Consider the following 12994-nt stretch of genomic DNA (forward strand, 5'->3'; position numbering starts at 1 on the left):
TCTAGCGTGGTACCACGAACGTGACGTAGGTGGAGTTGCCCTTGCCGACTACGCCTGAGTTGGGGCCCAGCGAGAGTTGGCCCGCGGGGACGTCGCGTTTGAAGAGGATCAGGTTTTGGTCGGTGGTCGAGACGGTTTCCGTGGTGCGGGTGTAGTCGGAGAGCCAGGTAGGCCACCAGACGTTTTCGCCTCGGGGGTCGAAGGCCACGTAGACCGTGGCTGGGCGGGTCAGGGTGAGTTTGAGGTAGTCAGCCGGTGTGGTGGCCTTGGAGTCGTCGTTGGCGCCTTGGATCAGGGCCTGGCCGTTCAGTTCGGCTGGTAGGGCGGTGATGGTGTAGCTGCGGTCGACGTACGTCGGGGCGCCGACCTGGGCCTTCACCAGGTTGTCGAGCTTCTCCGGGGCCTGGACCGACACCAGGTCGCTCTTCAGCGGCGGTTCGCTGCGGGTGATCCCCAGGACGCGGTTCCCTACTGTCTTGACGGTTGTGGCCGGCTGGCCGGTCAGTGGGGCGTAGGTGAAGGACGACAGCGGGACTGCGGTTCGTTCGACCGTGTAGGAGGTGTTGGGGGAGACCGTGAAGGTCACCGTGGAGGCTGCGGTGGTGGCCAGCGTGTGGCCGAGGGAGTCGGTCACACGGATTGATTGGCCCGGCCACGGGTTCTGCAGCTTCAACGTGTCGTGGCTGCCGGCCTGGATGCCGACGACGGTGGGTACGCCGCCCTTGACCTCGGTGCTGACCCGGTGTCCGCCCTCGATCTGCACCGACCCGGACACGTCCCAGTCGTGCGGCCACGCGGGCGCGACCTTGACGACGCCGTCGTACGACTGCACCAGCGCCTCCTGCAGGCCGGTGCTGAGCACGCCGCCCCACTCGTTGTAGAAGCTGTGGTTGCGGGGCGCCTCCTGCCCGGTGCGGTGCACGGTGAAGCCGTTCGGGTAGATCTGGAAGTCCGCGATCCCCTTCAGCAGCAGGCGTTTCACCTCGTCGGACAGCCCGAGTCGGGCAGCCCAGGTGCTGTCCATGCCCCAGTCCTTGTCTTGCGGGTACACCCGCTGCCGGAACGTCGCCTGCATCAGCGAGGACGACGCGTCGAACACGCCCCACGGCCAGAGCGCTTCCATCTCCGGGTTCTGGGTGTTGTGCGCGGCCTCGTCGGTACCGGACCACGCCAGCACCTCCTCACCGTTGCGCTCAACGGTCCGGAACGGTGGCAGCTTGCCAACCGCCTCCCGGAGCTGTGCAGCCAGGGCGGTGTCGCCGTGCGACGTCGCCAGCTTGGCAACCATGGGAAAGATGACCCGCATGGCTGCCAGGTCCGGCACTGGGTCTGTGGTGTCCCATTGCACCTCCAGCGCGTTCACGTGCTCCAGGTGCAGGTAGCCGTCGGCGCCAGGCGTCAGCGCAGACAGGTAGAACCGCGCCACGTCCCGCATCAGCGGGTAGCTCCGGTTCAGCAACGCCTCGTCGCCGGTGTACCGGTACTGCTGCCAGATGTTGTTCACCAGTTCCGGCCCGCTCGTCAGGATGCGCCGCGTCCAGCTGGGCTCCTGCTTGTTGTCGCAGCCGTCCCCGGTCCCGTCGTACCGCATGAACTCCGGCAGGCAGAGCCCTTCACCGCCGGTCCAGTGTGTTCGCGTCCATTCGCGCATCAGTTCGGCGCGGTCCAGATAGAACTTGAAGTACGGCGCGTTGAACTCGGCAATGCCCGCGCCGCGGTTGGCGGCAACCATTTCGCGCAGGTTGAAGTGCCAGTACGAGTCCTGGGCCCAGTCCGCCTGGTCCTCCGCCGACGAGAACATCCGTACGACGGCACCGTGCGTGCTGGGTACGTCGCCCCGCATGGACGCGGCCATCGTGTACAGCTGCAGCGTCCGCATGTTCTCGACGTACTCGCCGGTGCCGTCGGACGAGGTGATCCGCATCGGCGCGGCCTTCGCCCAGAACGAGTGCCACCAGTCGAGGTGCCGGCTCGGCGTCTCCATCACGGCCTTACTGGCCGCGGTCCGCAGCTCTCCACCGCGGTACGACGGTACGCCGACGACGAGGCGGTAGCTGCCGTCCGCGTTCGGCCGGAACGTCAGCCGTACCGTGAGCGGATCCACCACGGACGCCGTGACACCCTGTGCGTGCGCCGTCAGGGCGGCAACCGCGCCGGTAACACTGCCGGATGCGGCGTCGTGGAACGTCTCCGCCAGCGCGGCGATCCCACCGACCGCGCTGACCGCCGGCGTACGGCCGGCCCACAGCTTCAGGTCGGCCGTCTGCGTCTTGGACGGATCCGCACCTGTGACGTCCAGGACGAACTGGTCCGCGTCGGCACGCACATACGAGCGCGCGGTCATCCCACCACCGCGCTGCACGAGCTGACCGTCGTACAAAGCCAGCCGGCCGCTGTAGTCGTCAGCACGCATCAAGGAATCCAGCCCGGGTACGACGAGCCGCCCGGCGGACTTGAGGTCCGGGAACGTGTCGACCCGGTTCAGCTGAGCGCTGTAGCCCTTCTCGGCCCACACAGCCGCACCCAGTACGCCGTTGCCCAGCGGCATCGCCTGGTACGGACGCCACGCGGGTCCTTCCTGGACGATGTCGGAGCGGGATACCAGCCCAGCCGTGTCGGCCTGGAGTGCGCCGTCGTGCCAGGCGGTCGTCTGCTGCTCTGCCGGAGCACCGGCCGCCGGGAGACCGGCGGCAGCGAGCAGTGCGACCACCAGCAACGGGAAAGCGACCCTCATGCGCGCACCTCGACCCAGTAGTCGACGCCAGTAGTGGTACGGAACTCGACCACACCGTCCTCGGGCCGCGCGAACGCCACCGGTCCGACGGACGACTTCACATCGACGCGTACCCCGGTCCGGAGCCGCAACCGGTTCCCCAGCAGCGAGCGGATCGTGGCCTTCGACAACTTCCCCTCGGACCAGGAGAACTCCAGGTCGAACCCGCCCCGCGCCCGCAGCCCGCGAACCTTGCCCGTCGGGAACTCGGACGGCAGGCAGGGCAGCAGCGCGACCTCACCGGAGTGGCTCTGCATGATCATCTCGGTCAGCCCGGAGACACCGCCGAAGTTGCCGTCGATCTGGAACGGCGGGTGCAGGTCGAACATGTTCGGCGCCGTACGACCTGGACCGATCAGCTGGGTGAGGTGCTTGTACGCGTTGTCCGCCTCGAGCAGCCGCGCCCGGATGTTCAGCTTCCAGGCCAGCGACCAGCCGGCCGTGACAGCCGGACCGCGGAGCTCCAGGAACTTGCGGGCCGCGTCGGCGAACTCCGGCGTACGGCGCGGAGTGATCTGGTCGCTCGGGAACACCGCCCAGAGGGGTGAGACGTGCCGGCTGGTCTCCAGCGCGGCGTCCTCCCAGTCGATCAGCCACTCCTGCAGCTGACCGAGGTACCCGATCTGAAGCGGCGCCAGCTTCGAGGACGCCTCCGCCGCGGCGGCTGCCATCGCGGAGTCCTCGCCCAGCAGCGCGGCCGCCTGCCCGAACACCTTGAACAGGTCGCGCAGGATCTCCATGTCCATCGTCGGCCCGGCGCAGACGCTCACGCTGTCACCGTCGTAGTCGTGGTGCTTCACCTCGGGGGACAGCGACGGGCTGGTCACCAGCCACCCCGTCTTGGCATCGGTCTGCAGCTGGTCGAGGAAGTACTCCACCGAGCCGCGCAGCACCGGGTAGTACTTGCGCAGCATCGCCAGGTCGCCGGTGTACTCGAACCGCTCCCAGAACAGCAGCGACAGCCACGCACCACCGGTCGGCCACAGCCCGTAGAACGCGAAGTCGACCACCGCACTGCCGCGCCAGCCGTCGGTGTTGTGGTGCGCCACCCAGCCGGGGGCGTCGTACATGGCAGCCGCGGTCCGGGCGCCTGACTCGGCGAGCTCGCCGATCATCTGGAACAGCGGGTCCCAGCACTCGGCCAGGTTGGCGGGACCGGCCGGCCAGTAGTTCATCTCGGTGTTGATGTTGATCGTGAACTTCGACTGCCACTCCGGCAGCATCTTGTAGCTCCAGATGCCCTGCAGGTTCGCGGGCTGTCCCGGTGTCCGGGAGCTGGAGATCAGCAGGTAGCGGCCGAACTGGTAGTACAGCGCCGCCAGCTGCGGGTCGCCGCCGTTGCGGAACGCCGTGATCCGCTGGTCGGTCGGCAGCGCGATCGAGTCCGACGTACCGAGGTCGATGTCCAGGCGGCCGAACAGCCGCTGGTAGTCGTCCACGTGCTCGTGGCGGAGGGCCCCGTACGCCGGACTGCCGATCGCGTTCAGCGGGGCGACCGCGCGGGCGACCTGGTCCGCGCTGACGTCCTTCCAGTTGCGGTAGCTGGTGCCGACCGAGAACAGCAGCGTCACGGCGTCCGCGCCGGCGACCGACAGCTTGCCATCGGCAACCTTCGTGCTGCCGCCCTCGGCGAAGGCGCGGAGCAGCGCGGTGAACTTGACCGAGCCGGTCAGCCCCTCCGCGTCGCCGCTGATCCCGTTGAGCGCCAGCGTCCGGTCGTCGTACGCCGCCGGCGTGGCGGCCTGCTCGGTGCTGTACGTCGCGTCGAACGTCAGGGCGGCGCGTTCGCTCGCGGTCAGTCGCATCACCAGGACCTGTGCCGGGTGGCTGACGAACACCTCACGGGTGTACCGCACCCCGGCGTGCTCGTAGCTGACCGAGGTGATCGCGGTGGTCAGGTCGAGCTCCCGCCGGTACGCCGAGACGGCGGCGGCGTCGATACCGGGAAAGGCGAGGTTCAGGTAGCCGACCGGCTGGTACTGCATCTCCTCGCTCGGGCGGCCCATGAAGTGGGCGTCGGCGAGGTTCTGCGCGTCGAGGTACTGCTCCTCGGCGATCAGCCGGCGGATCTCCGGGAGGACCTCCTTGCCGCCCGGGTCGGCGTAGTCGTGCGGGCCACCGGCCCAGATCGAGTCCTCGTTCAGCTGCAGCTGCTCGGTGGCGGTCCCGCCGTACACCATCGCGCCCAGCCGGCCGTTGCCGATGGCAAGCGCCTGGAGCCATTCGGTGGCGGGGGAGGTGTACCAGAGCTTGAGCGGGTTGGCGTCGCTGCCGGGCGGTCCGGCGGCGACGGCGGTTCCGGTTTCGATGAGCGAACCGGCGACGATGGCCGCGCCGGCGGCGGCGCCAGTGGTGCGAAGGACCTGGCGTCGGGTGTATTCGGTCATGGGGCGGTCTCCCTGGAGCGGTAGATGCGCTGGGCGGTACCACGGAGCACGTCGTTGTGCGTGGTGGAGGGCAGCAGAGCGGTGGTACGTCGGAGTACGTCGGCGCGCGGGCCGGCCAGCGTGCACACGGGCCAGTCCGAGCCGAACATCAGCCGTTCGCTGCCGAAGAGTTCGAGGGCGACGTCGACCAGTGCGCGCAGGTCGTCGGTCGCGAGATGGGCGGTGCCGGAGAGTTTGATCGTCACGTTGGGGTGCTCGGCGAGCGCCTGCATTCCGGCGTGCCACTCCGGAGTGGCGGACGTCGGGTTGCCGAGGTGGTCGAGCACCAGGCGCGCCTCCGGTACGTCGGACGCGAGCCGGGCGGCACCGATCAGGGCGGAAGGGCGGAGTAGGAGGTCGACGGCGAGACCGGCATCGGCGGCGGCTCGCACACCCCGCACGTGCGCGGGGTCGGTCAGAACAAGGGGATCGGTCTGGTCGGCGGGCGGACTACGTACCCCCACCAGCCGCGGGTCGTCCGGCAACCGATCGGGAAAGTCGAGCAGGTCGAACCACCCGACAACCCCAACCACAGCAGGGTTCTGCCGAGCCAGAGCAAGCAAATCCTCAACCTCACGAGGATCGGCATCAGCCTGCACCAGCACCACGTCCGGCGTCTCCCCGCCGGCTGCGCCGGCGAGATCGGACAGGGTGAAGTCGCGCCTGAGCGGATGCCCTGCACGAAGCCAGGGCAGCGCCCGGCGCCGCAGCTCCCAAACATGCACGTGCGCGTCGAGGAGCGCAACCGCAGTGCCTGGCGGGCTAGTCATGGTGGGCGGCTGGTCTGGTGATGGAGCTTTCGCCGCGGGCGTGGGCGGCGAAAAGGCGGGCGGAGTCTTCGGGGTCAGTGCCGGCGAGGACTTCGATCAGGTCGACGTGGCGGCGGGCCATCAGGCCCCAGTCGCCGGCGTACATCGCGTTCGAGACCACCTGCAGGCTCCACAGGGCTGGCTCCAACGTGCGCCAGACGCGGAGCAGCATCGAGTTCCCGCTGGTCGCCAGCACCTGGCGGTGGAAGCGCAGGTCCGCCTCCCGGAATCCGCCGATGTCGTGGTGGTCGGCGGCCTCGCTCATTCGCTGGACCTCGATCCGCAGCAGGTCCAGTTCCTCCGGCGGCACGTGCCCGGTCGCCCGGCGCGCCGCCGCGGACTCGAGCAGCACGCGGACCTCGCGTGCCTCACGCGCCTCGACCTGCGAGATCTCGGTGACGAAGTTCCCCAGCCGCGGCCGGTACGTGACCAGTCCCTCGTGGGCGAGCCGCCGTACCGCCTCCCGGGCCGGGGTCTGGCTGGTGCCCAGCACGCGCGCGATCTCGGACTCGACCACCCGCATCCCGGGCGCCAGCTCGCCGGACAGTATCCAGCTACGGATCGCCTCGTACACCCGGTCGGACAGCAGTTCCGGATCGCTGGAGAACGGCGGCGCGGCCGGACCGGAGCCGACCACGATCCCGGACCGGAAGTGCTGCACCTCCTCCCGGCGCCGGCGGGCGACCGTCGACTGCGAGACGCCGTACGCCGCCGCCAGCTCGCGGGTCGAGGCGCGCTGTCCGGAATCGGCCATCGATCCGGTGGCCACGGCACCCAGCTGGACCCGGTCCACCATCCGCGGCCGGCCGCTGCGCATCCCGTCGTCGAGGCCGGCCATGCCCATCCGGAGGAACCGCCGGCGCCACTTGCCGACCGTCCCGGGCGTGACCTCGAGCAGGTCCGCGACGGCCTTGTTCGAGCGGCCCTCCGCGCTGGCCAGCACGATCCGCGCCCGCAGGCGCATCGCGGCACTGGTCCGCGGGGCGGCTGCGAGCTGGCTGAGCGCGGTCCGCTCGGCCACCGACAGGGTCAGCGGCGACTTCGGTCTTCCGGCATCGGGCATGGCTGCATCGTGACCCCCGCCACAGGGTTCTGCCAACCCTATATGGCACGGACTTCTGACTCATAACGTCCACTTTGCTGCGTAAACGTTGACACTTGACCGTCGCGCTCTGCATCGTCACTCGATAACGACGCCCGGCCGCCCCCGAGCCGGGATGCTCCGAGAGGATCTGGAAATGGCTCGTTCGGTACGCCTCAAGGCAGGGCGCCAGTTCGGCCTGCTGACATCCGCTGCGCTGCTCCTGGTGAGTGCGGCCGGCTGTGGTGGTGGCTTCAGCGACAACAAGGGTGCTGCTGGTGGCAGCACCGGCGAAGTACGCATGCTGGTCAACATCACGCCCAACCTCACCAAGAGTTACTGGGAGGGCCTGGTCAAGCCGTTCGAGGACGCGAACCCGGGTGTCGACGTCAAGATCGAGGCTCCGAGCGGCTCGGGAGTCAAGGACACGCTGCCGCAGTTGCTCGCGGCAGGCAATGCCCCGGACGTCGTCGAGACGCTGATGGCGGACAAAGTCCTGGCGCCGCAGATGCTGGACCTGACCAACGAGGCGTGGACCAAGGACACCCCGCTGGTGGACCAGGCCAAGCTGGACGGCAAGGTGTACACCGTCGGTGTCGGGCAGCAGGCGCAGTCGCTGGTGTTCTACAACAAGGACGCGTTCGCCAAGGCCGGCATCAGCGCTCCGCCGAAGGACCTGGACGAGCTGACCGCCGACATGGGCAAGCTCAAGGCCGCCGGTTACCTGCCGCTGCAGACCGCGGGCGACTACGTGACCGGTCTGCAGTTGCTGCAGCTGGCCGACCCATCGATCGCCACGAAGTACCCGGACTGGTTCCAGCAGGTCAACTCGAAGCAGGTGAAGCTCGGCGACACGCTGCTGCCGCTGCTGGAGCGCTACCAGTCCTGGATCAAGAGCGGGTACATCGACAAGAACGCGCTCGGCCTGAAGGACGTCGGCGCGCAGACCAACTTCTTCTCCGGCAAGGCCGGCATGTACATCATGGGCAGCTGGTTGGTCCGTACGGCGGATGACGCGAAGCCGAAGTTCGACCTCGGGGTGTTCGCGGCGCCGGTCGAGAAGGGGCAGCCGTCGCCCGGACCGCAGGGCGTCACGATGGCCGCGCCGTACATGGTGCTGAAGTCGACCAAGCAGCGTGACCTGGCGGTGAAGCTGGTGCAGTTCCTGGTCACCGACAAGACCGCGGTGCAGAGCCAGCTGTCGCAGGACGGCAACTTCCGCAAGGGCTACACCGAGAAGCTGTCGCCGCTCGGCAAGCAGGTGCAGGACATCCTCGACCAGGCTCCGAAGGGCGTCGCGCAGGGCGAGGGGTACGGCGCCAACACGCTGCCGTCGGGTTTCAACGGCGAGTGGAACAAGGCCGTCCAGAGCCTCTACACGGGGAAGAGTGCCAAGGACGTCGCGACCCGCATGGACAGCTGGTTGGGTTCGAAGTCGTGAGAGCCCGTCTGACCACCCTCAGTATGGTCGGGCCGGCGCTGGTGCTGTTCGTCGTCATGCTGGTGGTCCCGGTCGGTCTCTCGATCTATCTGAGCCTGACCGACTGGGACGGCTACAGCGCCAACCCGGCGTTCATCGGCCTGAAGAACTACGTGAACCTGACCCACAGCGCGGAAGCGATCAGAGCCGGCTGGGTGACGCTGCTGATCGCTGCGGTCGGCACTGTCCTGCTGAGCGCGCTAGGCCTCGGTTTCGCCTTGCTGGTGAACGGTGCGTCCCGGCTGAACGCGTTCTTCCGGATCGTCCTGTTCTACCCGCATGTGCTGAGCGCACTGGTCGTCGGGTTCCTGTGGAGCGCAGTCCTCGGTACGTCGGGGGTCGTCAACGGCTGGCTCACTTCCAAGGGTTCCGCCGTACTGCCGTTCCTGTCGGATCCGAAGTGGGCCCTGGCCAGTCTGATCGCCGTGCTGGTGTGGGCCGGGTTCGGGGTGAACGTCGTGCTCTACCTGGCCGGGCTGCAGACGGTGTCGAAGGACCTGCTCGAGGCGGCGCGGATCGACGGTGCGAGCAAGCGGCAGACGTTCCTCAACGTCACACTCCCCGCGCTGGCACCGGTCGTCACGGTGAACCTGGTGCTGTCGCTGGTGACGCTGCTGAAGACGTACGACCTGGTGGTGTCGCTGACAGGTGGCGGACCGGCCGGGTCAACCCAGACAGCGGCCTACCTGATCCTGTGGGACTCGTTCCACAACAACGCGCTCGGCTTCGGCTCGGCCCAGAGCGTCGTACTGATGGTGATCACCGCCGGGCTCGCGCTGACGGTGGCGCGGCTGCGGGCACGCGCGGACCAAGGGGCTAGCGCATGAGCGCATTGAGGATGCCCAGGGTGGCTACGTTGCAGCTGAAACCGCTGAGGACCAAGGGCTGGGGGCGGATCGCGTTCCTGGTCGTGATCAGCGTGCTGATGCTGGTGCCGATGTACCTGCTGGTGGTGAGCGCGTTCAAGTCGCAGCAGGACATCCTGGCGCACCCGTTCTCGCTGTCGCCGGACCAGCTGACCACGCAGTACCTGAAGAAGGCCGCGACCAACCCTGACTTCAACATCGTCAAGGGGTACGCCGTGACGATCCTGTTCGTGGTGTCGGTCAACGTGCTGTCCGTGGCGCTGGCAGGCCCGGTCTCGTACGTGATCGCCCGCCGCAGCGAACGCCGGTACCGGATGCTCCTGCTGCTGTTCGTGGCCGGGACGTTCATCCCCAGCCAGGTGCTGGTGATCCCGGTCGTCTACACGCTGAAGTTCCTCGGGCTGATGGGGACGATCCCCGGGTTCGTGCTGTTCGAGACCACCCTGACGCTGCCGTTCTCGATCTTCCTGTACGCCGGCTACATCATGACGGTCCCGGCCAGCCTGGACGAGGCGGCCGCGGTCGACGGGGCCGGCAAGCACCGGGTGTTCTGGTCGATCGTGTTCCCGCTGATGAAGCCGGCCGTGGTGACGATGGTCATCCTGAACACGTTCTCGGTCTGGAACGACTTCGTGAACCCGCAGATCATCCTCGGCCCGGGCAGCGGGCTGTACACCGTGACGACCGGCGTGTACGCCGCGGTGAGCCAGTACTCCACCGACTACACGGTGGTGTTCCCGACGCTGCTGCTCGCAGTGGCTCCGTTGCTGGTGGTCTTCGTGCTGCTGCAGCGGCACGTGATCAGCGGCCTGACCGCGGGAGCGACCAAGGGATGACAACCGAACCGATCATCGCCGAGACGCCCGTCGGCATCCCGCCGGCCTGGGCGATCATGCAACGCCGCCTGTTCGACGTGATGGACGAGGGCTGGTGGCTGTTCCGGGAGCGCTACTGCCTGCCGGACGGCGGCCTGCGGTACGCCGGCCCGATGCAGAGCCGGGACGGTGCCGACGACTTCTACGAGGCGTTCGTCAACTGGCCGGTGCTCTACCAGCTGGGCGGCGCGGACGACCTGATCGACGTGTCGAAGTGGCACTGGGAAGGTGTCACCCGGCAGCTGACCGACCTGGGGTTCCTGGTCGACGAGTTCGAGCGCGGGTACGACTGGTTCCACATCGGCGAGTCGATGATCTTCTTCTACTCGCTGTGCGCGGCCGACCCGACCGACGAGGTGTTCCGCGAGCGCGCCTACCGGTTCGCCGAGCTGTATCTCCCGGGCTCGTCCAACTACGACCCGGCGACCCGGACGATCCGTGCCCCGCACAACGGCGCCGGTGGTCCGCGGTGGGGGATCAACGACGAGTGGCACGTGTACGGCGCGAACCAGCCGAAGATGTCGCTGTTCGGCCTGCCGCTGTCCGGCGTACCGGGGATCGGCAGCTGGGACGACCTGAAGGACCCGGCGAACGCGGAGCGGATGGGTGCGGAGATGATCCGCCGACTCGGTGCTGGTGACACCGCAGTCAACCTGGCCGCTACGACGCTGACCGCGAACGCCTGGCTGTACGACCACAGCGACCGCTTCTCCGCCTGGACGCTGGAGTACCTCGAGGCGTGGGAGGAGCGGGCCAAGGCGAACGGCGGCCTGCTGCCCGACAACGTCGGCCCGAACGGCATCGTCGGTGAGCTGCACGACGGACGCTGGTACGGCGGTACTTACGGCTGGAACTGGCCGCACGGTGTCTACAGCGTCGGCTCGGCCGCCTGCATCGCCGCGCTGAACGGCGTCGTGCTCACGGGCGACCCGAAGCGGCTGGACTTCGCCCGGGAACTCCTGGACCACCTGTACGAGCGGGGAGTCAGCGGCGCCGTCGACGAGACCGAGATGAGCATCCGCGACCGCTGGGAGGCAGAGCTCGGTGAGGACTGTGCCAACCCGACCCTGCTGATTCCGAACCGGCACGGCGACGACGGGTGGTTCGACTACCAGCCTCCGCAGCTTGGGCTGCCCATGTGGTTGTGGCAGGCCGCTTTTGAGTCAGGAGACCGCGACCGGCTCACCAAACTGCGGGAGCGCAGTGGGTACGACTGGCGCACCGTCCGGGACTTCCGCAACAAGGAAGACGCCGGCCACGAGGCTCCTTGGCTCGCATACCTGGCTGGCGACAACCCTGGCTATCCAGAAGCGATGCTGGGCGTGGCCCTGTCGCAGGTGCAGCGCCGGATGGACCTTATGGCTGTCGACACCGTCGACCCGGCCGACATGAACATCCACCACTGGCAACGGCACAACCCGGTAGCCACCGAGGCCCTGCTCCAGCTGACCACCGGTACGCCGCAACTGCTCTACAACGGCGGCCTGCTCCCCATGCGTGTCCTGTACCTCGACGCGGACCGCGGGCGCCCCGGCCTACCTCCTGACGTCGCCGCACTGGTCGACACGGTCGAACCCGATCGGACAGGTCTGCAGTTGGTGAACCTGTCGGCAACGCAGACGCGGCGGGTCGTCGTACAGGCCGGCAGCTTCGGCACCGACCGGATCGACGAGGCAACGGTGTCCACGGCGACGGGGGAGTACCCAGGTCCGTCGCCGGCGTACACCTCGAAGCCGACGACGCCCGGGACTCGCACGGTGGTTGTCGACAGCAACAGACTCGAAGTGACGATGCCGCCCGGCCGGACGATCCGGCTCGAGTTGCGGCTGACCAGGAACAACTATCGCGCCAGCCATCTGGCGCTTGACTGAGGAGACATATGAGCAGCACGGAACAAGCCCCGGTGGCGCCGGTCTGGGACCTGCCGGTGCGCGGCGAGAACCCGCCGCCATCGGACCCGGACCTGGTGTCGCGGCTGTCCGAGATCGGGTCGGCCACCGCCTGCGCCCGGTTGCACAACCAGGGCATCCGCCGGACCTTCGTCGACGGTCCGACCAGCATGTTCCCCGGCAGGAAGGTGGTCGGCCGCGCGCTGACCCTGCAGTTCATGCCGCAACGTGAGGACATCGCCGACGGGCAGACCCAGGAGTACATCGAGCGCAGTACGGCGCTGTGGGCCGTGCTCGACGAGGTCCAGCCCGGCGACGTCCTGGTGGTCCAGGCCTACGGCAGCCACACCACCGGCTGCTTCGGGGACATGCTGGTCCGCTACTTCAAGCTCCGCGGCGGCGCCGGCATCGTCGTCGACGGCCGGATCCGCGACGTCCCCCGGGTGTCGCAGCTCGACGTACCGATCTGGTCGACCGGAGCCACCCCGCACTACGCGTCCCAGTCCGAACTGTTCCCGTGGGCGTACAACGTCCCGGTCGCGGTGGGCGGCGTACTGACGCTGCCCGGGGACCTGGTACTCGCCGACGACGACGGTGCGGTCGTCGTACCCCACCGGCGCGCGGAGGCCGTCGTCCAGGCGGCCGCCGAGCACGACGAGTGGGAGAAGTTCAGCCGGCGCCGCATCGACGAGGGCGCCCCGCTGCGTGACTACTACCCCCTGAACGAGAAGACCCGTCTCGAGTACGAGCGCTGGCGATCCGAGAACGGGAACCACTGACCTCTGAGAGGACCCC

At 68.3% G+C, this 12994-nt stretch carries 9 protein-coding genes; 5 read left to right on the forward strand and 4 right to left on the reverse strand.

Annotated features, from left to right (window positions below):
• Position 1: 1 nt before the first annotated feature.
• The 4 genes from AB0M51_RS08270 to AB0M51_RS08285 are packed head-to-tail and all read right to left on the reverse strand — an operon-like array spanning position 2 to position 7071.
• Positions 2 to 2734 carry a hypothetical protein gene (locus tag AB0M51_RS08270; RefSeq protein WP_344188459.1) on the reverse strand — a complete coding sequence of 911 codons (2733 nt, stop codon included), beginning with the start codon at positions 2732 to 2734 and terminating at the stop codon, positions 2 to 4.
• Entirely contained in the window at positions 2731 to 5160 is a 2430-nt protein-coding gene (locus AB0M51_RS08275) for a glycoside hydrolase family 95 protein (RefSeq protein ID WP_344188457.1), read from the reverse strand. The genes AB0M51_RS08270 and AB0M51_RS08275 overlap by 4 nt, the downstream gene beginning before the upstream one ends.
• Positions 5157 to 5969 carry an amidohydrolase family protein gene (locus AB0M51_RS08280; protein WP_344188456.1) on the reverse strand — a complete coding sequence of 271 codons (813 nt, stop codon included), beginning with the start codon at positions 5967 to 5969 and terminating at the stop codon, positions 5157 to 5159. The genes AB0M51_RS08275 and AB0M51_RS08280 overlap by 4 nt, the downstream gene beginning before the upstream one ends.
• Positions 5962 to 7071, reverse strand: a complete 1110-nt coding sequence (locus AB0M51_RS08285; RefSeq protein ID WP_344188455.1) for an FCD domain-containing protein — start codon at positions 7069 to 7071, stop codon at positions 5962 to 5964. Before AB0M51_RS08285 ends, AB0M51_RS08280 begins: the two co-directional genes overlap by 8 nt.
• A 175-nt stretch (positions 7072 to 7246) precedes the next feature.
• Here AB0M51_RS08285 and AB0M51_RS08290 point away from each other — a divergent pair, with 175 nt between their 5' ends.
• The 5 genes from AB0M51_RS08290 to AB0M51_RS08310 are packed head-to-tail and all read left to right on the forward strand — an operon-like array spanning position 7247 to position 12978.
• Complete coding sequence (locus tag AB0M51_RS08290) at positions 7247 to 8530, forward strand: extracellular solute-binding protein (protein ID WP_344188454.1); 1284 nt, start codon at positions 7247 to 7249, stop codon at positions 8528 to 8530.
• Entirely contained in the window at positions 8527 to 9396 is an 870-nt protein-coding gene (locus AB0M51_RS08295; RefSeq protein ID WP_344188453.1) for a sugar ABC transporter permease, read from the forward strand. Before AB0M51_RS08290 ends, AB0M51_RS08295 begins: the two co-directional genes overlap by 4 nt.
• A 20-nt stretch (positions 9397 to 9416) precedes the next feature.
• Positions 9417 to 10271, forward strand: a complete 855-nt coding sequence (locus tag AB0M51_RS08300) for a carbohydrate ABC transporter permease (RefSeq protein ID WP_344188452.1) — start codon at positions 9417 to 9419, stop codon at positions 10269 to 10271.
• Positions 10268 to 12181 (forward strand): hypothetical protein, encoded by a 1914-nt coding sequence (locus tag AB0M51_RS08305; RefSeq protein WP_344188451.1) that lies wholly within the window; start codon positions 10268 to 10270, stop codon positions 12179 to 12181. Before AB0M51_RS08300 ends, AB0M51_RS08305 begins: the two co-directional genes overlap by 4 nt.
• An 8-nt stretch (positions 12182 to 12189) precedes the next feature.
• Positions 12190 to 12978, forward strand: coding sequence for a hypothetical protein (locus AB0M51_RS08310; RefSeq protein ID WP_344188450.1), 789 nt, complete (start codon positions 12190 to 12192; stop codon positions 12976 to 12978).
• Positions 12979 to 12994: the final 16 nt, after the last annotated feature.

It is taken from the genome of Kribbella sp. NPDC051137, assembly GCF_040682535.1.
Taxonomy (GTDB): domain Bacteria; phylum Actinomycetota; class Actinomycetes; order Propionibacteriales; family Kribbellaceae; genus Kribbella; species Kribbella karoonensis.